21 protein-coding genes are annotated in these 26616 nt (G+C 36.4%); 20 read left to right on the top strand and 1 reads right to left on the bottom strand.

Going from position 1 to position 26616, the window contains the following annotated elements; all coding sequences use genetic code 11:
- Window positions 1-17 precede the first annotated feature (17 nt).
- Window positions 18-1103 (top strand): ACR3 family arsenite efflux transporter, encoded by a 1086-nt coding sequence (gene arsB, locus BXY64_RS10805; protein ID WP_120239980.1) that lies wholly within the window; start codon window positions 18-20, stop codon window positions 1101-1103.
- Window positions 1104-1212: 109 nt separating this feature from the next.
- Here the strand turns inward: arsB and BXY64_RS10800 are convergent, their stop codons facing one another.
- The gene (locus tag BXY64_RS10800; RefSeq protein WP_120239979.1) at window positions 1213-3144 is read right to left on the bottom strand and encodes a sensor histidine kinase; all 1932 of its coding nucleotides are present in this window, start codon (window positions 3142-3144) and stop codon (window positions 1213-1215) included.
- A gap of 274 nt (window positions 3145-3418) precedes the next feature.
- Here BXY64_RS10800 and BXY64_RS10795 point away from each other — a divergent pair, with 274 nt between their 5' ends.
- From BXY64_RS10795 to BXY64_RS10705, 19 genes are all read left to right on the top strand, one after another.
- On the top strand, window positions 3419-4945 hold the full coding sequence (locus tag BXY64_RS10795; RefSeq protein ID WP_120239978.1) for a sensor histidine kinase: 1527 nt from the start codon (window positions 3419-3421) through the stop codon (window positions 4943-4945).
- Between the two features lie 29 nt (window positions 4946-4974).
- Window positions 4975-5664 carry a response regulator transcription factor gene (locus tag BXY64_RS10790; protein WP_120239977.1) on the top strand — a complete coding sequence of 230 codons (690 nt, stop codon included), beginning with the start codon at window positions 4975-4977 and terminating at the stop codon, window positions 5662-5664.
- Window positions 5665-6077: 413 nt separating this feature from the next.
- On the top strand, window positions 6078-6446 hold the full coding sequence (locus BXY64_RS10785) for a hypothetical protein (RefSeq protein WP_120239976.1): 369 nt from the start codon (window positions 6078-6080) through the stop codon (window positions 6444-6446).
- 53 nt (window positions 6447-6499) lie between these two features.
- Window positions 6500-7555: a beta galactosidase jelly roll domain-containing protein gene (locus BXY64_RS10780; RefSeq protein WP_170150636.1), complete on the top strand. Its 1056-nt coding sequence runs from the start codon at window positions 6500-6502 to the stop codon at window positions 7553-7555.
- A 19-nt stretch (window positions 7556-7574) separates the two neighbouring features.
- Window positions 7575-8603 carry a beta galactosidase jelly roll domain-containing protein gene (locus BXY64_RS10775; RefSeq protein WP_120239974.1) on the top strand — a complete coding sequence of 343 codons (1029 nt, stop codon included), beginning with the start codon at window positions 7575-7577 and terminating at the stop codon, window positions 8601-8603.
- Between the two features lie 1136 nt (window positions 8604-9739).
- Window positions 9740-11257 (top strand): sulfatase family protein, encoded by a 1518-nt coding sequence (locus BXY64_RS10770; RefSeq protein ID WP_120239973.1) that lies wholly within the window; start codon window positions 9740-9742, stop codon window positions 11255-11257.
- Between the two features lie 1944 nt (window positions 11258-13201).
- The gene (locus tag BXY64_RS21350) at window positions 13202-13348 is read left to right on the top strand and encodes a hypothetical protein (protein ID WP_170150635.1); all 147 of its coding nucleotides are present in this window, start codon (window positions 13202-13204) and stop codon (window positions 13346-13348) included.
- Window positions 13349-13931: 583 nt separating this feature from the next.
- Window positions 13932-14555, top strand: a complete 624-nt coding sequence (locus BXY64_RS10765) for a hypothetical protein (protein WP_120239972.1) — start codon at window positions 13932-13934, stop codon at window positions 14553-14555.
- Window positions 14556-15107: 552 nt separating this feature from the next.
- The gene (locus tag BXY64_RS10760) at window positions 15108-17192 is read left to right on the top strand and encodes an ATP-dependent nuclease (protein WP_120239971.1); all 2085 of its coding nucleotides are present in this window, start codon (window positions 15108-15110) and stop codon (window positions 17190-17192) included.
- Between the two features lie 366 nt (window positions 17193-17558).
- On the top strand, window positions 17559-18113 hold the full coding sequence (locus tag BXY64_RS10750) for an REP-associated tyrosine transposase (RefSeq protein WP_120239970.1): 555 nt from the start codon (window positions 17559-17561) through the stop codon (window positions 18111-18113).
- A gap of 78 nt (window positions 18114-18191) precedes the next feature.
- Window positions 18192-18476, top strand: a complete 285-nt coding sequence (locus tag BXY64_RS10745; RefSeq protein ID WP_120239969.1) for an HNH endonuclease — start codon at window positions 18192-18194, stop codon at window positions 18474-18476.
- A gap of 167 nt (window positions 18477-18643) precedes the next feature.
- Complete coding sequence (locus tag BXY64_RS10740) at window positions 18644-20470, top strand: Ig-like domain repeat protein (RefSeq protein WP_120239968.1); 1827 nt, start codon at window positions 18644-18646, stop codon at window positions 20468-20470.
- A gap of 455 nt (window positions 20471-20925) precedes the next feature.
- Entirely contained in the window at window positions 20926-21690 is a 765-nt protein-coding gene (gene map, locus BXY64_RS10735) for a type I methionyl aminopeptidase (protein WP_120239967.1), read from the top strand.
- 76 nt (window positions 21691-21766) lie between these two features.
- Complete coding sequence (locus BXY64_RS10730; protein ID WP_120239966.1) at window positions 21767-22393, top strand: HutD/Ves family protein; 627 nt, start codon at window positions 21767-21769, stop codon at window positions 22391-22393.
- 121 nt (window positions 22394-22514) lie between these two features.
- On the top strand, window positions 22515-23783 hold the full coding sequence (locus tag BXY64_RS10725; RefSeq protein ID WP_120239965.1) for an erythromycin esterase family protein: 1269 nt from the start codon (window positions 22515-22517) through the stop codon (window positions 23781-23783).
- Between the two features lie 16 nt (window positions 23784-23799).
- Window positions 23800-24309, top strand: coding sequence for a hypothetical protein (locus BXY64_RS10720; RefSeq protein ID WP_120239964.1), 510 nt, complete (start codon window positions 23800-23802; stop codon window positions 24307-24309).
- Entirely contained in the window at window positions 24302-24730 is a 429-nt protein-coding gene (locus BXY64_RS10715) for a hypothetical protein (RefSeq protein WP_120239963.1), read from the top strand. Before BXY64_RS10720 ends, BXY64_RS10715 begins: the two co-directional genes overlap by 8 nt.
- Before the next feature lie 103 nt (window positions 24731-24833).
- Complete coding sequence (locus tag BXY64_RS10710; RefSeq protein WP_120239962.1) at window positions 24834-25841, top strand: hypothetical protein; 1008 nt, start codon at window positions 24834-24836, stop codon at window positions 25839-25841.
- 126 nt (window positions 25842-25967) lie between these two features.
- Window positions 25968-26546, top strand: a complete 579-nt coding sequence (locus BXY64_RS10705; protein ID WP_120239961.1) for a tetratricopeptide repeat protein — start codon at window positions 25968-25970, stop codon at window positions 26544-26546.
- The last annotated feature ends 70 nt before the right edge of the window (window positions 26547-26616 follow it).

The following is a 26616-nucleotide window of genomic DNA, read 5'->3' as shown; positions in this document are numbered from 1 at the left end:
CTTTAAACTTAAATATTATGGGATCTTTAAATAAAAAATTGTCCTTTTTGGATAGATACCTAACCTTGTGGATTTTTGCTGCAATGGCAATAGGTGTGGGAGCAGGTTATTTTTTTCCTGCCATGGCTGGATTTTGGAATAAACTATCGGTTGGAACAACAAATGTTCCGATTGCCATAGGATTGGTGATCATGATGTATCCTCCATTGGCAAAGGTAAAATATGAAGAGTTAAAGGATGTGTTTAAAAACCGTAAGATTTTAATCTTATCCTTGGTGCAGAACTGGTTGTTGGGTCCAACTTTAATGTTCGCTTTGGCAATTGTTTTCTTACAGGATTATCCTGAATACATGACTGGTTTGATTTTGATTGGTTTGGCAAGGTGCATTGCCATGGTAATTGTATGGAACGATTTGGCCAAAGGAGATCCTGAATATGCTGCAGGATTGGTAGCTTTTAACAGCATATTCCAGGTACTGTTCTTCTCGGTATATGCTTATGTGTTTATTACGGTATTGCCTGAGTATTTTGGTCTTGAAGGTTCGGTAGTGGATGTAACAATGGGCGATATTGCCGAGAGTGTATTAATATATCTTGGAATTCCATTCTTTGCAGGAATGCTTACTCGTTACTTCGGAATCAAAGCAAAAGGAAAAGACTGGTATCAGAAGAAATTCATTCCAAAAATTAGTCCGCTTACCTTGTTTGCATTGTTATTTACCATTTTTGTAATGTTTTCCCTGAAAGGAGAATACATTGTGCAGTTGCCATTCGATGTGGTGCGTATTGCCATTCCATTGGTGATCTACTTTGTGGTAATGTTCCTGATCTCATTCTTTATGGGACACAAATTCAAGGCAGGATATTCGAAAACAACAAGTTTGTCGTTTACTGCAGCAAGTAACAATTTCGAATTGGCCATTGCAGTAGCCATTGCGGTATTTGGAATTAATTCGGGGGTAGCTTTTGCAGCGGTAATCGGACCATTGGTAGAAGTACCTGTATTAATCGCATTGGTAAATGTAGCTTTACGATTTAAAAATAAATATTTTGGTGGCAAGGTAGATGTCGTTAAATGTGCCAATAATTCTGAAAATAAGTAAGATAAAATGTAATTCGAAAAATCAAAGCCATGATTCATTTTGAGTCATGGCTTGTTTTTTTTCAGAAAGTCTGGAAAAGTGGAAAAGTTGTCAAATTCTAATTCCTTATTCACTTACTTGAGGTAAGCTTTGAATTCTGTTCTTGATTTTCATTTTCCAAAGCCTCTTCAAATGGCAATGTAAAAATGAATTTTGAACCTCTGTTCAATTCTGATTCAACTCTAATTTCACCGCCCATCAATTCCACTATTGATTTTGAGATGGCAAGCCCCAATCCACTTCCTTCTTCGGTTTTTGTTGATTTGTTTTCGGCATGCCTGAATCGCTTAAAAATGATTTGATGCATGCTTTCATCAATACCAACTCCGGTATCTGAAACTGAAAAAGTCAGGAGATTATTTGCCATTTTACAGGCAAGTTCAATTTCACCATATTGAGTGAATTTGATTGCGTTAATTAGCAAGTTGGAAATAACCTGTTCAAGTTTGGTTTGGTCGGTATTTATCAGAGGGAATTCTTGTGAAAAATCAATGCTATATCGAAGATTTAAATTCTTTTTCTGAGCAATAGGCAAGAAGAAGTGATACATGTTTTGCATTACCTCACTGAGATTGGTACCACTCTTTATAATCTCAATCTGATTTGTTTCTATTCTAGAGATATCAACCAAATTATTGATTAGCTCGAGCATTCGTTGACTGCTCAATTTAATCATATTGATATATTTTCTCTGTTTTTCAGCGCTTATATTTTTAAACTCCAAAAGCTCTGTAAATCCTACAATACCATTCATGGGTGTTCTAATCTCATGACTCAAATTGGCCAGAAAACTGGTTTTTAAACGATCGCTTTCCTCTGCCTTGTCTTTGGCGATTTCCAATTCGTGATTTGCAAGTGTGAGCTTTTTACTGGTTGCGCTTATTTTCTTAAGCAAATGAGATAGCCCAAGGATAATAGACATGAGCACTGAAATAATGATTGCAGTTGTCCAGATCAGGCTTTTGTATTGCTCGTAAATAGAATCATCTTTGTTAATAATGATACGATTGGAAGGAAGATCATCTTCTGAAATATCATACTTTTTTAGCATGCTATGATCGAACTTGTAAATCATTGGACTTCCTGAAATTTCCATCTTCGAAATGTCTTTTCCTGCTAGAATTTGCATAACCGATTTTGAAGCTTTTTCTCCCTGATAAAAAGGACTGGTAATTTTGCCTCCAATAACTCCTGATCCAACCACATCCCAAATGCAATAAACAGGAAGTTTGGTTGATTGCTTCACCAAATTGATACTTTCCTTATGGGTTAAAACCTTTCCCGATGGAGTCTTTATATAAATCCCCCAAATCACAGCGCAACCTTTTGGCAATTGACTCAAACGGATCTGCAAACTATCCCTTGAAAGATTCGACAAGTGTTCAATTAGTAAAGAGTCTTTCAGACTTTGTTCTACTCGATTGACTCTGTTTAGAAATGCCTGACCCGAAATGCTGGCATCATTAATCACAGCAATGGATGAAAGATTGGGATGCAGTTTTCGAATAAGATGAATTGTTCCAAACACATCATAGGTTTCGAATGTTCCTGTAATGTTTTTATGATTCTTGATTTGTTCTGGTTGGAAATCATTAATTCCACAAAAAACAAGTGGTACATCTGGGAAGAGATCCTCTTTGTAGTGAAGCAAAAAATTTAAAGCATGATCATCAGTGGATAAAATGGCATCAAACTGTACCTGGGCATACTTTTGTTTGTATATCTGATAGAGCAGAGAGAAGTAATCTTCGTTAACACAGCGTTTTGTATCCATGTAATTCACAAACAATTCAACATTTTCTTGCTTAAATACCGAATTGATTCCTTCCATTATTCTATCGGTCCAATTATACCCTTCATGATAGGAATGCAGAATGAGAATTTTTTTGTTTTCAGCTTGTGGATCATTAGATGGCGAAGAATATACCGTATTTGTAGAGAAGAAATAAATGATGAACAAACAAAGTTTCAAAGGGGCAAATAATTGTAAGTTTTTAGTCATGGTATAAATATCCAATATTATCGCTCAGCTCAAAATCAATACATCACTTAGGTTAAAAATAGGGATTATCTCAGGTCTACGCAAAAAATGGCATAAAGGTTTACAGTATAGAGAACAATATTAATTAAACAATTACATAAGCTGAATAAATCTAAAAGTTTCCAATTGGCCAATTTGATAATTCAATTGGTATAAGTTTTATGGGCACAGAAAAGCTTCACCTGTTTTATCGTCATCATTAATGCTTATATTTGGGTAAACAAAAGCAAAGCGAATGATAAAACCCGGATTGAAAATCGGTATTGTTTTAACCCTGATATTGGTGCTGCCATCCCTGTTCTTTTCTGCTTACGAAATCAGTAACTTAAGTAAGAACGAAGCGGTTATCGATTCCATTTACACAGGACAACTGGAGTCGGTTTTATTTTCCCTGAATCAATATTCGGATGATGTGCTGAGTGGTTGGGCAAACCGTTTGGAGCGTGAAACGGAAGACATCAATACTTTATTATTAAAAAATTACTCGATAGATGCTGTAGGAATCAGAGATGATGATTTTAAGCTGTTCACAAAAGAGAAAATCCCGGAAGATAGTTTAGCCAATTTAATCTCAACTCTTGAACTTGATTTTGCGGCCAACCTGAATAAGATTGAGCTTTTACAGCGATATGTGAAAAGTGGTTATCGAAAAATTGAAGCTTTGCCCAATTCATTGGCAGGCAAAAGTTTGTTTGCATTTGCCTTGCAAAAGGATAGTTTATCTGCGAAAACAGTATTGCTACTGGTTGATACCGATAAATTTATTAGCGAAAATATGGGGCCAAAGATTCAGTCGGTGGCCCAGGAGCGTTTCTACATTTCTGTGTTTAAGAATGAAACAGAAGAAGTGTATGCCAACCAGATTCAGTCCGATGAGGACAAAAACATCACCCAGAAGAAAGACATCTGGTTGTTTCCCGCTTACCAGTTGGGTATTCAGATGCGCGGAAATACTATTGAAGATTTGGTAAGGGAAAGAACACGCACCAATATTGTTCTTTTGGTTGTGATGGATCTTATTTTGCTCTTGGCAGCCTGGTTTGTCTACAAAAATATCAGGAAACAGATTAGATTGAATCAAATGAAAACAGAATTCATTTCCAATGTTTCTCACGAGATCAGAACGCCATTGGCTTTAATTAATATGTACTCGGAAACTCTTGAAATGGGACGCATTCCCACCGAAGAGAAGAAGATGGAGTATTATAAGGTAATCAATACCGAAGCCAACCGTTTGTCGCGCATGGTGAATAAGATTCTGAATTTTAGTAGAATTGAGCGTGGGAAAAGAGAATATCACTTTACCAATACGAATTTGAATGCCGAAATCGAGAACATCCTGGCAAATTACCAGGACCATTTCGATCAGAATGGTTTTGAGATTGAATTGCAATTGGCAGATCAGGTTCCTGATATCAAGCTGGACAAAGAAGCCGTTGCCGAAGCCATCATCAATTTAATCGACAATGGAATGAAATACAGTGCTGATATCAAAAAGATTGAGCTGATTACCTACTTGGATGCAGATTTTGTTCGTGTGGATGTGAAGGATTACGGCATTGGAATTGAAAAGAAAGATCAGCCAATGGTATTCGATAAGTTTTACAGGGTAACAACAGGCAATTTGGCACATAAGGCAAAAGGATCTGGTATTGGCTTGAGCATTGTAAAACACATTATGGAAGCACATCATGGCAAGGTTGAACTGACAAGTGAGTTTGGAAAAGGATCCTGCTTTAGTTTGTTGTTTCCGGTAAAATAAACATTGAATCATTTCAAATCATATAGAAAATGTATCCCATTTTAATAGTAGAAGACGAGCCCAGCATGTTAATGGGTTTAAAAGACAATTTAGAATTTGAATCGTACGAGGTGGATACGGCCGAAGATGGAGAAACTGGCTTGAACAAGATTATGGAGAACCATTACAGCCTGGTATTGCTGGATGTAATGCTTCCAAAAATTTCGGGATTCGACATCTGTAAAAAAGCAAGAGCCAAAGGCATTCAAACCCCAATTATCCTGCTTACAGCAAAGGGAGAGGAGATTGATAAGGTTTTGGGTTTGGAGCTTGGCGCCGATGATTACATTACCAAACCATTTGGTTTGAGAGAGTTGTTGGCCAGAATTCGTGCGGTTTTGCGCCGAACTCAGAATGTACCGGCTAACAATGAGGTGGAAAAAATAGAACTTGGACGATTAAGCGTGGATTTTAAATCCTTCGAAGGCTTTGTTGAGGGAGAAGAGGTGAAAATGTCGCATAAGGAAGTGGAAATTCTTCACTACCTGTGGAATCACAAGAACAAAACCGTTAGCAGAGATGATTTGTTGGATGAGGTTTGGGGAACCGAATATCAACCCACCTCAAGAACCATCGACAATTTTATATTGAAGCTGAGACAAAAAATAGAAGACGATCCAAATCATGCCAAGATCATATTAACGGTGCATGGAGTAGGATATAGGCTGGTGAGCAATTAGCAATGTACAATTAACAATGATCAATTAATGCCAATTAAGGGTTAAAATAAATGTATTGATTAGACAATTAAAAAGCACCCTTTTGGCTGTCGCCTCCACGATCCCGATTAATTCGGGACGGGATCCCCTAAAAGGGGAGAAAATGAAATTTTAGAGTATTAGATAAAAAAAACAGGCATGTATAGTAAGTAATAGATAGTCAATAGGATAAGTGTTAATTAATCTTTGTTAATTGATAATTGTTCATTGTCTGTGACAATTTATGACAATTGCTGATTTTGATGTGACACTTATGATTTAAAGTAGCCCTAATTTTACATTAGAAATTTAAGATTAGAAAAGAACGGAAGGCGCGCGATTCCGATCTTCTAAAAATTTCTAACCAAAATGTAAACTATAAAAAAATTAGGGTCATGAAAAGCTTAAAAATTACAATGATTGTTTTAGCATGTTTGTTAACTGTTAATTTAGGAATGGCAATTACGCCTGAAACCAAAAAAATAGAAAAAGAGAAAAGCGCAGTTTTAAAGAAGATTCAAAAAGTTGCCAGCCATGTTAATTTTACCGACTATGTAAGAAGTGGCGAATCGGAAATGATCGTATTGCGATGCACTGTAAATGAAAACAACGAAGTGGTGCTTAGCAAGGTGATCGGTTTTGACGAAGAGCTAAAAATGGCGATCCGTAAGAAGTTTGAAAACAAGAAGATTAAAACAAGTGCAGCATTAAGTGGAGAAGAATTGGCATTGCGTTTGAAGTTTGCAATCCAGGAGAAAAAATAACAGAATTCAGGTTAATAGATATAAAAGTGAATAGCAATATAAAAATATTGGGTTTGAATAAGATTCTGCTACTTGTCATTATCACAGCATTCTCGGCGGGTAATGTACATGCTAAGGATTTAGAATCCTTGGTAAATCTGAAAGGATACTGGAAATTTACAATCGGGGATGATCCCCAGTGGGCCAGCCCCGATTACAACGATTCAAAATGGACCAAAGTATTTGTCCCTCAATCGTGGGAGCAGAATGGATTTCAGAATTACAATGGATATGCATGGTATCGCAGAACTTTTACCATTGCACCTCCCAAATCGGCTCAGTATGTTTATTTAAACATGGGATATATTGATGATGCCGACCAGGTGTATGTAAATGGAAAACTGGTAGGTGCAAGCGGGCAGATGGGGCCTAAATCAGAAACGGCCTTTGGCATTCCAAGAATGTATCCTATCCCTAAGAGTATTTTAAATAAAGAAGGCGCCAACCTGATTGCCGTTCGGGTTTACGACGATTACAACGATGGTGGCATAACGGGAGGAGAGATTAACATTTCTTTCGATTCCGATCAGTTTAAAATGAATGTGGACCTTTCGGGATATTGGGATTTTGAAACCAGTATCGAGGCGGATGAAAGCAATCGAAAAGTGATTACCTACCGCGAAGGAAAGATTTTTGTTCCAGGCTTTTGGGAAGCCAGGGGGTACAATCAGCTCGACGGAAGAGCGGTTTACACCAAAAGCTTTACCTATCCTGCCAATTTAAGTACCAGGGATCAGGTATTGTTTGCCGGGCGAATTGATGACGTGGATGAGGTATATCTGAATGGTGAAAAAATCGGATCGTCCAGTCAGCTGCGAAGAAAACACAGAAGGTATTCATACAGCTCTGATCATCTTATACTCAGAGCATACGATATTCCCGATAATTTATTGAACAAGGGAGGGGAGAATACCATTGAAATAATGGTGAGAGATCATACAGGACCAGGAGGGATTTATGATGGACCTATTGGAATTACCGATCGTGAAACGGCGAGTCCAATCATTGATAAATCCTTAAAGGACAATAAAAGTTCATTCCAAAAGTTTTTGGATTACTGGTTCGACTAATTATTAAATTATCTGAATAATGATTCATACTTCAAACATATCATACCTACTAAGCAAGTTAAGCCTGATTCTGTTCCTTATAATGGGTTGTGCAAGCATCAGTTTTGCCCAGGATTTAAAAAAGGTAATGGATTTAAGCCATCGCTGGAAATTTTCCATTGGCGATAAGCAGGAGTGGGCCAATCCTGAATTTAACGATTCAGACTGGGAGTGGATTGATGTTCCATCGGCGTGGGAAAACAAGGGTTTCCATGGTTACGATGGCTTTGCCTGGTATCGAACTACTTTTAGTGCCAGACAATTGCACGACAAACATGCTTTGTATTTGCAGTTGGGATATATCGATGATGTGCATGAGGTGTTTGTAAATGGAGTAAGAATAGGATTGTCAGGTAAATTTCCGCCTCGATTCTCAACGGCATACAATGTTTTCAGGAGTTATAAACTGCCTCCCGATTTGTTACAAGAGACCAATACCATTGCGGTGCGTGTGTACGACGATGGAGGAGAAGGTGGGATTATTCATGGAAATATTGGCGTAATGATGGATGTTGATGCAGTTCCCCTGGATGTTGATTTGAGCGGAAGCTGGAAATTTAAAACAGGGCAGTATGCACACGAAAGTATCGACCAAATGGAAAGTTGGGATGACATTATTGTTCCGGGCAACTGGGAAGATCAGGGCTATAAAAACTACGATGGATACGCCTGTTATGCCTTGGAATTTAAACTGAAAGAGGAGTTTGTAAAAGACAGAATGGTGCTGGTTTTGGGAAAGATTGACGACATCGACCAGGTGTTTGTAAATGGCGTTCTGGTAGGACAGTCGGGCGAATTTAAACCACAAACCGTTCACGAACGCTCCAATTCGTGGCAGCAATTAAGAGGCTATTACCTGCCAACAAACCTACTAAGTGCCAGCGAAAAAAATACCATTGTGGTGCGTGTTTACGATGGCATGCATGGAGGAGGAATCTACTCGGGTTCCATAGGTCTGATTTCTCAGGATCACTACATTAAATATTGGAACAAGAGAAGGAATAAATGATGTTGGTGAAAATATGTCTAGCATCTCGAAGATGCTTGACATTCAAGAATATTGCCGATAGGCAAAATTCCTACCCACAATGTTTATGGGGATCGGCATCAGCTGCGCAAGTGGGGCCCCATAGGCAGAGAAAGCGGCAAATAGAAATGCTGTCGAACGAAGAATGAGTGAGACTATCTATTTCTATTCGCTTTTGAGCCGCGATGGGTCACTGAGGAGCTGCGCCGTAGATTCTTTGCTAACTTTCTCATCAATGGAGAAAGTTTGAGCCCATCCGGCTTGAGGATAAGAACAGCCCGTCTGGCTTGACGACAAAACAAACCATCTAATTTCGTCGCAATAAACAACCCACATCAATCAACAAAGCCAGTTGCGACGATTACCCATTGAACCCATTAACCCAAGGCGGCAGTCGTTTTTACTCCCTTGTTCTGGGCTAGAATACTCTTTACTCTTCAGGCAAATGATAGTTTTAATGTATTTTTCTTTTTACGTCACGTGTTCTTTTCTTCTTAAGAGCCCGTCCCGATTAATTGGGAAGAAAGATAGAATGAGGTGTTTGTCATTCATCTCAGCAAATTGTCATTATTCAATACAAATCACCTCACCTCACCTCAATCCTCTCCTTAAGGAGAGGAAGTAGTGCAGAGAATATGAGGATGCAGGATATTTGTGGAGCTTTCTACGACAAAACAAACCATTCATTTCCGTCGCAGAAATCCCCACGCTCACCCTTTAATCCCTAAAGGGAAGCACGCACAGGATAAGCCCCTTTAGAGCCTGTTCCGAGAATCCGAAGGTTTGGGGTAATATTTATGCGGTATCGCTACATCAAATATTGAAACAAACGAAGAAACATATGATGTTGGTATAAAAATGTTTGACATCTCGAAGATGCTTGAGATGCAGGGCAATGGTAAAAGCTGTACAATCTGAATTAATCCCAATACTTACATCTTATAGACACTCCACACGTAAGAGAGCCATCAATCTCATCAATTTTTCGTACTTTCACCTCCAATAGTAAATGGTATAATATTTCAATAAGGTTTTTGTGTGTGGTACTTTAAAAACTCTTGTTGAAACAGTAAGGTATTGACAAGGGTAATTTATTTAAGTTTTTAAATCAATTATCAATGCTTACTAAAAACGTACTTAAAGTAATTTATGGAGTTGGAATGGCAGGTTTGTTGCTGTCTTGCGCTTCCGAAAAAACAGAGGTAAAACCCAATATCGTAGTCATCTACCTCGACGATTTGGGTTATGGAGATGTTGGCGCTTATGGCGCTACGGAACTAAAAACTCCCAATATGGACAAGTTGGCTGAGGGAGGAGTAAGATTTACCAATGGCTATGCATCTTCGGCAACCTGTACCCCTAGTAGATATGCTTTGTTAACCGGCACTTATCCCTGGAGAAATAAGGATGCAAAAATACTTCCCGGAACGGCTCCCTTGTTGATCAAGACCAATCAGCTCACCCTTCCTAAAATCTTAAAAGAACAGGGCTATCATACAGGAATAGTTGGAAAATGGCACCTTGGATTAGGAGAAGGTCATGTAGATTGGAATCAGAGAGTATCACCTGGTCCTAATGAGGTGGGCTTTGATTACAGCTATATTATGGCTGCTACGCAAGATCGCGTTCCTACCGTTTACATTCAAAATGGCAATGTAGCAGGTCTCGACCCTGCAGATCCAATTGAGGTGAGTTATAAAGAGAACTTCGAAGGAGAACCTACTGCCATTGATCATCCTGAAATGTTGAAGATGAATTGGAATGATGGCCACAACAACAGCATTGTGAACGGAATTCCACGCATTGGATATATGAAAGGTGGCAAGTCTGCTCACTGGGTTGATGAAGATATGGCTGATCATTTCCTGGAAAAGGCAAAAGCATATGTGAAAGATCATAAAAATGAACCTTTCTTTTTGTACTATGCCATGCAGCAACCACATGTTCCTCGTACACCGCACCCGCGATTTGTTGGAAAATCGGGCTTAGGTCCTCGTGGTGATGTGATTATGGAAGCCGATTGGTGTATTGGTGAATTCCTAAAAACCCTTGAAGAAGAAGCTTTGTTGGAGAATACCTTAATTGTTTTTTCTAGTGATAATGGTCCGGTTCTGGATGATGGTTATGACGATTATGCCGTTGAGAAATTGGGCAAGCATACTCCTTGGGGGCCATTAAGAGGCGGAAAGTATAGTTTGTTCGAAGCCGGAACGCGCGTGCCATTTGTTACCTATTGGAAAGGAAAAATTGAGCCTAAGGTTTCTGATGCTATGGTTTGTCAAATGGATTTATTGTCTTCCTTAGCCAAATTTACAGGCAGTGAACTTAGCACACAGGACAGTGAACAATTGTTGGATGTTTTCATGGGCAAGAGCGAAAAAGGTCGCGCCAAATTGATTATTGAGGCAGCAGGCCGAACAGCTCTGCATCATGGTGATTGGTTGATGATTCCACCATATGATGGCCCTGCAGTTTCGGTTAATGTAAATATTGAGCTGGGTAACTCAAAAGATTATCAGCTTTACAATCTGAAAGAAGATATAGGCCAGCAAAACAATTTGGCAAAGAGCAATCCTGAAAAACTAGAGGAGATGGTAAAAGTTTTCAAGGAAATAAGAGGAGAGAACTACAAATAATACCGTTAGCAAAATCACATAAATACAGCCTGGCAGCAATGTCAGGCTTTTTTTTTTGAATTTAGGTAAGAGGAACAGGAAAGAATAATTTAATCCAGATTGCTAATTACTTGCAGCGTATTCCCCTTCTCATAAAGGAGAAGGGGCTAGGGGATGAGGTAATTCAAATTGCAAAATGGTGTAACAAAACTCACCTTACCTCAATCCTCTTCTTGAGGAGCAATGTCATTAAGTTAGCAGGTTTTCGCCCCACGCTCACCCTTTAATCCCTAAAGGGAACCGCGCACAGGACAAAGCCCCTTTAGGGGTTTGGGGTAATTTTGGCAACGTATAACAAAAGGATTCACCCTTAACTTAATGACATTGCCTTGAGGAGAGGAAGTAGTGCAAAGAATATGAGGGTGTAGGATATTTTTGGAGTTTTCTACGACAAAACACACCATCCATTTCCGTCGCAATAAACAACCCACACCAGTCAACAAAGCCAGTTGCGATGATTACCCATTGAACTCATTAACCCAGGGTGGCAGTCGTTTTCACTCCTTTCCCCTGGGCTAGAATGATCTTTGCCTTTCAGGTAAAATATTGGAACAAGAGAAGGAATAAATGATGTTGGTGAAAATATGTCTAGCATCTCGAAGATGCTTGACATTCAAGAATATTGCCGATAGGCAAAATTCCTACCCACAATGTTTATGAGGATCGGCATCAGCTGCGCAAGTGGGGCCCCATAGGCAGAGAAAGCGGCAAATAGAAATGCTGTCGAACGAAGAATGAGTGAGACTATCTATTTCTATTCGCTTTTGAGCCGTAATGGGTCACTGAGGAGCTGCGCCGTAGATTGTTATTCGCGAAATATTATTTCGGGTGCTCATTGTCTCACTTTGTTCGGCAGTCTACTTTCTCATCAATGGAAAAGTAAAAGCCCGTCTGGCTTTAAGACAAAACAAACCATCTAATTTCGTCGCAATAAACAACCCACACCAGTCAACAAAGCCAGTTGCGACGATTACCCATTGAACCCATTAACCCAGGGTGGCAGTCGTTTTCACTCCTTTCCCCTGGGCTAGAATGATCTTTACCTTTCAGGCAAAGTATTGGTACAAACAAATGATATTAGTATAAATATGTGTGGTATAGCCGATAGGCAAAATTCCTGCCCACAATGTTTATGGGGATCGGCATCAGCTGCGCAAGAGGGGCCCCATAGGCAGAGAAAGCGGCAAATAGAAATGCTGTCGAACGAAGAATGAGTGAGACTATCTATTTCTATTCGCTTTTGAGCCGTAATGGGTCACTGAGGAGCTGCGCCGTAGATTCTTTGCTAACTTTCTCATCAATGGAGAAAGTTTGAGCCCATCCGGCTTGAGGATAAAGAGCAGCCTGTCTGGCTTTAAGACAAAACACACCATCCATTTCCGTCGCAGTAATCCCTACACTCACCCTTTAATCCCTAAAGGGAAGCACGCACAGGATAAGCTCCATTAGAGCCTGTTCCGAGAATCCGAAGGTTTGGGGTAATATTTATGAGAACTTATAAAGAAAAGAAGCTCAAAATATTGATACTAAATGCACTTGTATAAAATCAAGTTCAATAAAAATAATCATAATACTTGTGCAAAATCAAGTAATTTTCAGGATTTTTGATCTTGATTTAAGCCTAAAAACAAAAGCCTCCTTTTGCTTTTTGTATTTGTTGAATAAAAGACCCAGTTATCTCTATCTGGCCGAAAGTCATACCCAGTAAGCTTTGTGGGAATATTAAAGACTTTCATGATGAGCTTATTCTTCGAGTTTAATTAACAATAATCATCGTGAGAGCTCGTCAAACGCGCGTTTGAGCATCTCTCCCGCGAGATTGAGTGTCTCTTCCGCGCGAATGAGCATGATTTTCGCACGAAAAAAGTGCTCAACACGCCGAAATTTATCCATAAACGCACGAATATGATCAATTTTCTTGCGAATGAGGAGCTCCACCGCGCGAATGAGGAGCTTCAACGCGAATTTGAGCCTGATTTTCGGGCGAATGAAGCCGTCAAACGCGCGGAAAAAGTGCTCAAACTACCGAGTGAGCATAATAAAATGGCCTAATAGGAGTCTAATTGCAATAATTTTCTGTACTTCCGAAAAGTAAACAATAAATAGTTTACTGAAATTTTTCACTTGGAATCGAAAAAAAATAAAGAAAGCAAGCCGAAAAAGCCTCATTTTTTTACCGAATGTGATTTTGTTTTGAACAAAAGTTCGGAAATGTCAATGAATTAAGGATAAATAGGAATTCTTTAAGGAATTGATGTGTAATGAAAATATATGTTTTGAATGCGAAAGAGGTCATTTTCGCGATAATATAAAAGTGATGATTAGCTGTATTTTACATTATGGGAGAGGTTAGAGATAAATTGTAATTTTTTAAAAGTTTCTTAAAGTACAGGAAATCAGGATTTAAATATTAAACAAAATGATGTAAATTAAAAATATTCTATTTTACATGGATTTTTAAAATAGAGCTGCTAACTTAGATATTGTCTTTTTGTATGAACATCATATGATGCAATTTATAAGAGTTTAATGTTAATATGAAATGTGATCATTGGCTCTTTGTTTTGACTTTAATGGTATCATATTAAAAGGGAAGTAATAAAGAATAAAATATGTTTAAATAAAATTTACAGTTATGGTATTAATAAAAAGACGTTATGATTTTATTAAAGGGAATGTAAAAGAGTTTAGACAAGCTTGTTTAAACTATATTGCGAAAATTCAGATTCATGGGCCAACATTGGGCATGACTGAGGAAGAGATTGCTGCAGAAATAGCACGTATCAACAAGCTTTTGGCTTTGATGGATGCAAGGGATCAGCTTGAAGTGCAATTGAAGGCTGCAGTGAAAGAAGTACATGTAGAGAAAGATGATTTCGTAACATACATGCGTGACCGTAGAGAAACTGTTCGTGAAAATCCGGCCTGTACTGATGCCATGTGGATTGATCTTGGTTTTAACACTACCTATACGAGCGAGGATTCGAGCAATTTGGTTCCAGTGCTTAGTGCTGGTATTGAAGCTGATTACCCTGTGTTAAAATGCCAAAAGCAATCTACTGATGGGTGGAGAGTTTATTCTCGTACAAATGGGATTGGACAGTTTCAACTGATTGGGGTGTCGACCATTGGGAAGTTTATTGATGCCAGACCAAAGACCGATCCCGAAAAGAGCGAAAGCCGCGAGTATTACCTCTTTTTTGTAATGAAAGACGAGGTGGTTGGCCAAAAATCAAATATCGTGGAATTGGTACTATAGCCCTTTAATACTTCCATGCAGAGGAAGAGGGTGTCCAAAAAGTTCAATAGTATTGTCATTCTGACTTAGCGAAGAATCTGTCCCTTTGATGAACAGATGTTTCATTTCATTCAACATGACATTGTATTCGATTGAACTTACTTTTTGGACACCCTCTTTTTTTGTGCAACAAACCCATAAATACCAGCACAGGAATAAAGGATGTTTATTTCCCTTAAATTTTATTACTGTAAAACTTTCCGATTGAAGATAATTGTTTATAAATTTGAGTTTATCACCAATGAAAATGGTGTGTTGGATTGGAACAAGGAACAGATTTACCTTACATACAAAATATTTTAGGCATGGTTCGAGTAAAACAAGAGAAATTTATACTCATTTTGCAAAAAGCGAGATTTCTAAGTTTAAAAATCCAATAGGGGATATTTTTAATAACTCTACCTAAAGGTTGGGTTAGCCAACTATATTAGTGGAGTAAACAAACTTATATAATCAAAATAAACCAACTAGGTTGGGTTAGCCCAACGTTACCAACAATAAAAGAAACCTCAGATGCATATATCAAATGTTTATATAAACAACTATAAAAGTTTAAAGAGTGTCTCTTTTGATTTAAAAAAGGGTAAAAACGTTATTGTAGGTAAAAACAATAGCGGTAAATCAAATATTATTACAGCGCTTGATATCTTGTTCGGAAGTAAAAACCCGACTTACAGGGAGCATAACATTAATGACTTTTATACATATAATTCTGTTAATACTGATACTGGTGAGATTAATGAAAATATTTCTGATTACTATTATATTCAAGCAGAATTGATTGGTAAAGATTTTAATGTTGGTGAATTAGATAAAATTAAAAAAAGCACATCATTTTCAAAGATTAAAGATCCTCAAACTATTATAAATAAAGATAGTGGCTATGTTGATTATGATTTTTTTGCAAACCTTGATGATCTTGCTGAAAGTGATAAAATAGATATAGTACCAAACACTACTTATAAAATAAAATGGTTTAAAAAAGACGAGCTAATTAGTTTGTTATCTACCTCGAAAAGAATAATTGTATTCTATTGTAGGGAAAGAGAATCTGAAAATTCTGGATTTGGTATAATAGTTATAGATTCTAACAATGACTGTTGGATATCTCATTTTTTACGAAATGAACTTAAAAATTCAATAATTACAACTGCAATTATACCAGCTTTTAGAAATCCCAAAGACGAATTGCGCTTAGTAAACTATTCGTGGTATGGAAAATTAATAAAAGCTTTATGGGATAAAGGTAAAGATGGAGTCGAGGAAAAGATAGAAGAAAAAAGTAATCAAATAAAAGAGCTTGCTGATAAAGTCTTTAATAATTCAACGACTGAATTAAGAGAACTTTTAAGAAAGGCAATTTCTCATAAGTCAGTTTCATTTAAATTATTACCAAATCAAAAAAATGACATCTATAAAAATGTAAAAATTTATGTTGATGATGGAATAGATCGACCATTAGATAATAAAGGTTCGGGTATTCAAAGTGCAATAATAATATCCTTATTTACTACATATTGTAGAACCTTCCATAATTCTAGTTCTTTATTAGTTACCGAAGAACCTGAATTATTTTTGCACCCGCAAGCAAGAAGGGTGGTTTCTGCGGAACTTGAAAATTATCTTGGTGATAAAGAAACTAATCAACTTATTGTAAGTACTCATTCAACAGAATTTGTAAAAAATGTTCCAGTTCATAATATAATAATTGCCACCAAAGCTTCTACTACAAATGAAACTTTAACAACTCAAATATCATATGATGATTCTTTAACAAAAGAAGATGTCAATAAAATTATTCGTTTTATATGGTCTAAGAATACCGAAATATTTTTCTCAGATAAAGTTCTGCTAGTTGAAGGAGGCGAAGAATTCTTATTGCCTTCTATATTTTATAAAATTGAGAATAAAAAACAAATCCTAGATTATAATAATGTCTCTATTGCGAGGGTTGATGGTAAAGGTAATTTTTTAACGTATGTGAAGATACTTGATAAATTTAATATCCCTTGGGTAATATTAGGAGATTTAGATTGTTATGATGATGTATTAAGAGATTTGATGATATATAATGAACTTAAAGTAGATTTACTAGATACCTTAAAAGCTTCTATAACTAAAGAAGTTTCGTTTAAAAAAATAAAAAAAGAAGTGGTTAAGAATTCATCGAGTAAAGATGGGTATAATCTTGCTGAATTATTTAGTAGAATAAAACTAGGAGAAATAAAATTAGACGATTCTGAATTAATTTCTTTTATCCAATATTTAGAAACACGATTTGCTAAAAGTAACTTCTTCGATGAAATCACAAATAATGAGGGGTTAAAAAAACAATTTCAAGATATTCAATCGGAGCTTCAGAAAAACAATATTTACATACTTGAGAAAGGTGCAATTGAAGCATATTACACAACGAAAGCCAAACAACTTGAGGCAAAAGGGAAAGACAATAGGGCATTGGAAATTGCAAGTAAGCTTTATTTAGAAGAAAATGAATTATCTGATTATATAAATGAAACGAGTATTTTTAAAAGCATATACGATAAATTATTAGAAGAAAGTGAAAATTATATAATAGAAGAAAATAAGACAGAATAAATTAAAGTTGGTAACAATGGCTCATACGCAATATGCCTGCCGCAGGCGCAACACGGGCCCCGCTACCGCACGAATCCGTTCGTGTGGTATTGTAAAAAGAAGTACGATTTGATTAGTAAGTAATAAAAAGTTAAAAGCAAATTATAGGCTGGTATGAGTCGTAATTATAAATTTCATAATCCTGAAGGAGTTTATTTTGTCAGCTTTGCAGTAGTTGAGTGGATGGATGTGTTTACCAGATTAGAATGTAAAGAAATGTAGAAGCTGCACCCCCGCTACCGCACGAATCCTTTCGTGTGGTATTGTAAAAAGAAGTTGGATTTGATTAGTAAGTAATAAAAAGTTAAAAGCAAATTATAGGCTGGTATGAGTCGTAATTATAAATTTCATAATCCTGAAGGAGTTTATTTTGTAAGTTTTGCAGTAGTTGAGTGGATCGATGTATTTACCAGATTAGAATATAAAGAAATTTTACTTGATTGTTTACGTTATTGTCAACAACATAAAGGAATGGAGATTTTTGCTTGGTGCATTATGACCAATCATCTTCATTTAATATTCAGAAGTGTAAATGCTAGAAATCCAGAACTTTTACTAGGGGATTTTAAGCGATTTACAAGTAATGCTATCGTTCAGTCAATAAAGGAAAATCCACTAGAGAGTAGAAAAGAATGGTTGATAGAAAAGTTTAAAATGGCGGCTCAGAAATCCTCTAATGTGAAGCATCATCAGTTTTGGAGGCATGATAATAAACCAATAGAATTGTGGAGCAATAAAGTGTTGGATGAAAAAATTAATTACATTCATAATAATCCGGTAGAGGAGGGTTTAGTATCTTATTCTGAGGATTATTTGTTTAGTAGTGCAAAGGATTATAGAGGGGATAAAGGTATTTTGGAAGGGATTATTGTACTTCTGTAGAAGCTACACGATAGGATTAGTTTATAAACCACACGAAAGGATTCGTGCGGTAGCGAGGGAGACAGAAAACTTCGACAAATGGCTATAGAAATTCATGGCGTTAGATGTATGGTTCCTAATTGTAGTTTTGACTTTGAGGAACACTATGGATTACATGGAAAAGATTACATAGAAGTTCATCACATTAAACCACTTAGTTCTATAAAAGAAGAAACAAAAGTTAATCCTAAAACTGATATGGTTGTGGTTTGTTCTAATTGTCACAGGATGATACATCGAAAAAAAAATGAAGTTTTAAGTATCGAAAAATTGAATGAATTATTAAGTAATAAAATAAATACGACAGCCAACAGCGGGTCATAGCGCATGCCGCGGTTGGGCTTGGCTGGATACAGATGTGAGAATTTGAACGACAGAACTACAAACAACAAACCTGTCCCGATGTATCGGGAGCACGACGCCATACCCGCGGAACGTTGTGCACTATTAACCACAGAGAATAAATTAACATTAAATAAAGTATAACAGAAATGAAAAATCTTAAATTTTTAGGTATAATCTTTTTTATTCTTCTTTTAGGTTGCGAGAAAGACAAAGATGAACCTTTCGTTTCCACAGAAGGAGATGTTTATGTAACAGTAAAGTATAACGACGGTACTTTTGCTGAAAATGCTATTGTATATACTAAACCAGATTCAGTTCAAGGTGTTACAGATAATTTTGGGACTGTGCTATTAAAAGGTCTTGAAAAAGGAAATACTGAAATTATAGCGAATGTTGGAAATATTGGGGCAGGCAAAACCATTGCAGAAGTAATTCCTAACGATTTAGTAGAAGTTAATATTGAAATCATAAAAGGAATTAGCGATGGGAAATCTCCGCAAATTTCAATAACATCACCTGCTGCAGAACTAGACTTTTCATATGGAGATGCTATTGAATTTAGTGCAATTGTTTCGGATGAAGCTACTCCTTCTGAGGACATAATTATCATTTGGGAAAGTGATATAGATGGTATATTAAATACAGAATCGCCAAACGAAAGCGGAGTAGTTTCTTTTACTAGTGCAACTCTTTCAAAAGGGCAACATACAATAACTCTTACTGCAGAGGATTTAGATGGTTTCAAATCAATAGCAACATTAAATATTAGCACTCTTAATCCGCAAAAGGTTGAACTTGGTCAACTTTCGAAAGAAAATGGTAATGTTAAAATTAGCTGGACAAAATATAAAGGTGATGACTTTGCTAAGTACGAAGTCTATCGCTCTACTCAAGGCTGTTATGAAGAATATCTAGAATTAATTGGAGAGATTAATGACATATCCGACACAATCTTCTATGATGCAACACCTCCATTAGAATATCAGGCATGTTATGCAATTAAGGTAACCAACAACAGCAGTTTATCTTGTTTAAGTAATTTCTCAACGATAGATTACCCAGGAGGAGTAGTATTTAATTTTGTTCCTGATGATATGCTGAAGCACCCGACAGAGAAATATGTATACTTAATCTCAAAAAGCAATCAAAAAATGGTTAAGTACGATTATACTAACAATACAATCATAAAAGAAACTTCACTTCAAGGAACAGTTGGGTTTTGTGATATTAATAATAATGGATTTGGTGTAGAATTGTATGTGCCAAGTAGAGATGGAAATGTATATGTGTACAATGCAGATGATTTAAGTTTGTCAAAAATGATATCAACTGAACTGCCAGCCACATGTGCAGTTGCTGATGGTCATGGAAATATAATTGTCAGTGTAGTTCCTTCTCCTTGGTGGGAACAACCAGTTCGTACCTACCAAAGAAGTAACGGAATGAATATAGATGGAGCTGGAGATCAAGATTTAGAAAGACTAAGAAAAATACCAGGTAAAGATGAGTACATTTCAATAAATCAAGGATCAAGTCCTACGGATATGCAGCATTATAAATTTGATGATCAAGCAAAATTTCTTGAAGAAAATGATGATAGTTATCATGGAGATTACGCTTTAGATGCTGAGATTTATAGAATTTCGGAAGATGGCTCTTATGTAATTACTGCTTATAATGGCTCCGTTTATCTGGCTAACTCTGGTATGTCCTATCAGGGTAATTTGGAAAATGGTAATTTAAAGTATTCCGATTTTGCATTTAGCTCTGATGGAAAGGTGATTTATGCAGCTACGAGCAATAGAAAATCCATTCAGATTGGAAAATATCCTTCCTTAATCAGGGATAATGAAATAGCTTTAAGTGGATATCCTCATTTTATTCAAAGAGATGGAGATAAATTGATTGCTGCTGTTACATCAGAACAAGAAAATTCAATTAAATCTGGAATAGAGATTGTTGATATACCTTAACAGTGCACAATAGTATATAAATGTAATGGGGTAAGGTGTTAAAAATAAACGGATTACCATTTAATCAGTGATGTGCTAAATTGATAGTAAATAGCCCCCGCTAGCGCGAGCTTGTAGCTCGTGTTTTGCGCAAGCAAAATAAGTCATTTGTAAAGAAAACTTAAGTGGGATTGTTTGGTTTTCATGAATTACTACTAAAGCAGAGAACGAACTCGCACTAGCATTGGGTAATAAAGTCATACGAGTGGATTGATTTTATAGAACCACGTTTTGTACATCCCCCGCTACCGCGCGAATACTTTCGCGTAGTAATGCAATAAAGTCACAGGAAGGGATTAATTTATCGAACTTCGTTTCGTGCGACAGTGGGGTGCACCAGAGTACATTTTAGAAGTTAGCGGTCAGGCAAAAACAGGCTTACAGAAAATATAGAGATTTAAAAAAAAGATATAGACATGTCAATTACAAATGAGTCCGAACTGATTGGAATGAAAAGAATTAGTGAAATTGTTGGAACAACACTAAAACAGATGAGAGAATATGCCAAGCCTGGTATGTCAACCAAAGAATTGGATGAGTTCGGGGGAAATATTTTAAAAAGTTATGGAGCCAAATCGGCACCTTATGAGACCTATGGGTTTCCTGGCTATACTTGCATAAGTATAAATAAGGAAGCTGCCCATGGAATCCCTTCAGAGAAAAAAATATTAAAAGAGGGGGATTTAATTAATATTGATGTTTCAGCAGAACTCAATGGCTTTTGGTCAGACAATGGTGGTTCTTTTGTACTGGGAAAAGACATTCACAATCATCAACCTCTTGTAGACGCATCAAAGCAAATTTTGTATAAAGCGATTAAAAGCATCAGAGGAGGTGTGAAAATCTCTGAAGTTGGATACTTAATAGAAACAGAAGCTAAAAAATCTGGATTTAAAGTAATTAGAAATTTGGCTGGTCATGGCGTTGGTAGAAGTTTACACGAAGAACCAGAGAATATTTTAAATTATAGGGTAAAGACAAATCGAGAAAGATTTAAGAAAAACACAACGGTTGCAATTGAAACTTTTATTTCAAACAAATCGACAATCGCAGTTGAATTAAATGATGGCTGGACACTTGTTGGAAATAGAGGAGGTTATGTGACACAGCATGAGCAGACAATTCTTATAACTGATAAATCTCCAATTATTCTAACAGATTCTAATGAGATTTGGAATTAGAAAACAAAGCTGAATCGTCTTCGCTAATGCAAGTTTGTAGCTCATGTTTTACGAATGAAAAATAGCTCATTTGTTAATGAAAAAGCTCGCACAAAACAAACATTTCCCTGCTGGGAATCATCAAGAATTAAAAGAACGTAAAGTGAATAATTATAGAATTAAAAAAGAGCATCTCACAAGCAAGTGGGCTGGAGGAGAAACTACCGAATTGTTTATTTTTCCTGAGGGCTCTGAGTACAAAAAAGGCGATTTCCTTTTTAGGATATCAAGTGCTACGGTAGAAATCGAGGAATCTAGCTTTACTCCATTGCCGGGAGTGGAGCGCATACTAATGGTGCTTGATGGGCAAATGAAACTGGAGCATGAAAATCATCACAGCAAGCTTTTGGAGGCCTTGGATTCGGATCATTTTAGTGGTGAGTGGAACACTCTATCGAAAGGAAAATGTACCGATTTTAACCTGATGTGCAAATCGGGCACAAAAGGCAAAGTAAAAGGCTTTAAGGCTTCGGAAAATACCGAACAGCAAATTGATATGGATGGTAAAATCAATTTCATTTTCCTTTACAAAGGATGCATTGAAATTAATGGGGCCACCCTAAATGATGGTGATTTGCTCATTGTGGATTCTCCAGCTTTAAATCGTACAGTTAAAGCTTTGCAGGAGAGTAAATTTGTGATGGTGAATATGATACAAGTGTAATTTCCTCCGCTAGTACAATCTTTTAGTTTGTGTTTTGCGAATGCAAATTAGGTCATTCGTGAAGGAGTAGATCCTTGATTGATGTTATACTGCTTATGAAATAGATTAAACCAATATAGAAATGAGAAGAATTTTAATTTTCCTTATCGCATACTTTTGTTTGCTAATAACAGCAAAAGCTCAAATTAACTGGGATGATACATTTACGCCTTTTGTTTCAGAATTATTATCAACCGAAGCAAATTGGGAGAACAATTCTGACCTGTCTGCAATTGACAATTTGATTCAGGACAAAAAGATCATAGCACTTGGAGAGGCAACCCATGGAACCAGGGAGTTTTTTACCACCAAACATCGATTGATTCAATATTTGGTAAAAGAACATGATTTTAGGGTATTTGTAATTGAAGATGACTATGTAGATACGCATTTGGTTAATGAGTTTGTAGCCGGAAACAGCGAGCACTCTATTGAAACCGTTTTATCAAGAAGTTGGATGGGGGTTTGGATAACTCAGGAAGTGCGTGATATGTTGTTGTGGATGAAATCATTCAATGAAAATAGAAGTGATAGCGATAAAGTAAAAGTTTATGGATGTGATATGCAATGGGCTTCCAGTCCTTCCAAATTTATTCGTTCCGAATTAAAAAAATCAAATCTACTGGATGATGGTACCGAAAAGACTCTGGAGTATTTGATTAATTGCAACATAAGAAAGAAAATGAGCAAGCATGAGAAAAAAGAGGTGAAGCACTTACTTGCTCATTTGAATGAGATTGCCCTGAACTCTTCTAATGATCGGTTGAAGTTCACCATCCGGGTGTTGGAACAGTGTATGGATGTTACGTGGACAAGTAAAATTATGGCTTCATTTTCAGGGAAGCGTGATCGGTATATGGCCGAAAACTGTAGAAGAATTCAGGAGCTGGAAGGAAGAAAAATGATTGTGTGGGCTCACAACCAACACATAGCCGAGCATTCTGATAACAGTAAGCAAAAGCCCATGGGAGCACATTTAAAGGATTATTTTGCGGATAATTATTATACGTTTGGCTTTGGATTCTATACAGGAGAATATTTTGCATATGATCTTGAAAAAAAGAAAGTCTGTCCTTGCGATGCTGGTATACCTAAAAGTGATTGCATTGATCGCACTTTTGCAGGTGCTCCTTATGAAAACTTTGTATTAAATCTTAAAAATAAAGAACTACCCGAAGAACTGGCAGCATTGGTTAATAACACAAGCTGGTCTCGAAGGGCAGGAGCTGCATATGTAAAAGATAACAATTCAGACCTGAACTATTGCAAGCGAAAGCTTTCTGAGGGTTATGATGCGCTCATATTTATTAGAAATACCAAGTCGGTAAATGCATTGCCTTATACGCCTTAAAATAACTATAAACGATATGACAAAGAGAGACTTATTTATTCTGTTAATTAAATTGTTCGGACTTTTTTCACTTATTACTTCACTTTTTGCTTTTTTGCCGAACAACATTTCATTTGTAATGATGCAAATTGACTTATTTTCGATTGTATGGCTTATCGTTGCAATTGCTGTAGTTGTCGCACTATTTACTGTTTTAATATTTAAAGCTGATAAAGTGGTTCGACTATTAAAACTAGATCAAGGATTTGATGATGATAAAATCGAATTGGGAAATCTAAAAGCGAACGATATAGTTAAGCTTGGAGCTTTCATTATTGGTGGATTTATGATTTTGGATAATATCCCAGCCTTTCTGAGTCATACTCTTTTTGCATTCAAAGGTGATCTTGTTGGATTTGAATACAGTGCCCGGGATAAATTCAATTGGGCGGTGAGTGGCTTGAATTTAATAATTGGTTTCTTACTATTCACCAATTATGACTTTGTGGCTAAATTGTTGAAAGTTAAGAAAACGGAAAATGAATGAAATAAGTTTGCCATATCATTTAATCATTCCAGGTTTAATATCCATTTTGATTTTGGGCATAATAATTTTTAAACGGAAAGCGTTATTTGCCAATAGAAAAAGGAAATGCTTTTGGATAAGTGTGACTGTATTTTTTGGAATTTACCTTTTGATTGTTGGAGGAGCAACTTTTGTTGATATTTCATTAGAATTGGATCTGCAAAAATATGACTTGAATGGAGACGGTTTTTTTAGCGGAGAAGAAATCACGCCTGAACAGGAAGAAGCCATGCACAAAGTGATTTCTGATACAGCCAGGAATTTCTCATTGATAAGCGGACTGATCTTTTCTGGAATCATAGCATTTTTTGTTTTCATTTTCGGAAGAACAATTGAATATATAAATGGGAAGAGAATAAAAACCAAACAGGCTAATGTATAAGCCTTGTGGTTCACTGCTGGTATGCGATCTATCGCACTCATTTAAACTCAATAGGAATTCGGATTTCGCAAAAAATAGCAAGACCTAAACAAAACAACAAAATATGAAGAGTTTAATTTTGATTCTATTATCCTTGTCTTTCTTAACTTCTTGTACAAATAAAAAATCGGAAAAGAATCATCATAGGGTAGTTGAAAGTTACGTGCAATTGGATGGGAAACAGGTGTTAAGTGAGAACGAGAGTGTTTCAATTCCTCTTTCCAAACAGGGGTATACTCTTCATCTGCCCGATTCGAGTTCTGTTGCAACTCTTGTGTTTTTTAGTGGTTCGGCATTAGATACAACAGCCATAATCCCAGAGTTCTCCATAATTGAACCTGCTTTGAAAAAACAAATGGCTGTTATTTTTGTCAGCACAGGAAAACCAATTGATTTTTTCTTTACGGATAAGGATATTAGTATAGCTGACAAAATACTGGGGCATGCACTAAATAAGCATAAGCTTTCCGATAAGCCTGTATTTCTTGGGGGGATGTCGCTTGCAGGAACCATGGCTTTGAGGTATTGTGAATATTGTTTCTCAAATAAATCGGAATTTAATGTTTGGCCCAAGGCTGTTGCAATTTGTGACTCCCCATTGGATATGGTTAGAATGTGGCACGAACAAGAGCAAGCATTACTAAATAATTTTCATCCCAATGCGGTTGGAGAAGCTCGTTGGGTTTTGCATTTTCTTCAAGAAAATTTAGGCGGCAGTCCAAAAGAAGCAATGGAAAGTTATATTGAATATTCACCATTTGTTTATAATGATAAAAACAGAACGAAAATAGAGCTATTTAAAAAGTTGGCTATTAGAATGTATCATGAGCCTGATATTGAATGGTGGATTAAAAACAGAGCTAAAGATTATAATACCATAAACAGCATTGATCTTGCAGGCTTTTATAACCACTTAAGACAAGCCGGTAATATGGAGGCAGAATTAATCACTTCTTATAATAAAAGAGAAGGGTATGAAAAAAATTCTTCTCCCCACACTTGGACAATTGTAGATAATGCTGAATTGATTAATTGGTATTTAGAGAAAATGAAAAAAATCATAAACAGATGAAATAATAAATCCCTTGCAGGTGTGTGTGTTTATTGCTTTCCATTAGTAAAACTTAAGCACATGAGGGGCTGTGGTAGCAGGGTGTTAAAATACAAGTTGTAGTGCATAAAGAATAAAATAGCAAGCATGAAATATTTCTATTTATTATTGATAGTTATTAGTTTAATCAGTTGTTCAGAGGAACCAAAGTCAGAATACAATCCCAAGGCGATAGAGCTAAATGAAAAAGCTTTAAACTTATCTCTAAATTGTAAATATGATAGTGCATTGCTTCTTTATGACAAAGCAATTGAGATAGATGAAAGGTACCATGTGCCACATTCCAATAAAGTTACTATTTATCTGCATCAAAAAGAATACGACAAGGCTCTTTACGAAAGTGAGATTGTAATTAAGAAAAAGCCAGATTTGGCTGAGGCTTGGTTTTTTTCCGGACTTTTAAACGAACAACAAGGTAATAGTAAGAAAGCAATGACCTATTATCGGAAAAGCATTGCCATTTACACGGCAAGAATTAATAATCCGGAAAAGAAAAAATACATTAATGCCAATAAGCTAAATCGAGCATTGGCTAAGAAATTTGTCAACGATCGGAGCTATATGAAAGATTTTGAAGAATTAAGAGATGATGAGAATTATTCAATGCTTATTGATCAGTTTAAGGATAAATCAAAAGCTGAGATCATCAAAGAATTGACAAAATAGACTCTGCTGTTGTGCTATTCTAAGCGTTCCATTATTAAAACAGTGAACGAGTCTTATACTTGCTCTTGAA

The organism is Marinifilum flexuosum (genome assembly GCF_003610555.1).
In the GTDB taxonomy this organism is placed as follows: Bacteria; Bacteroidota; Bacteroidia; order Bacteroidales; family Marinifilaceae; genus Marinifilum; species Marinifilum flexuosum.
Note: the sequence above shows the minus strand (reverse complement) of the source record. Positions and strands in the feature narration are given on the sequence as shown.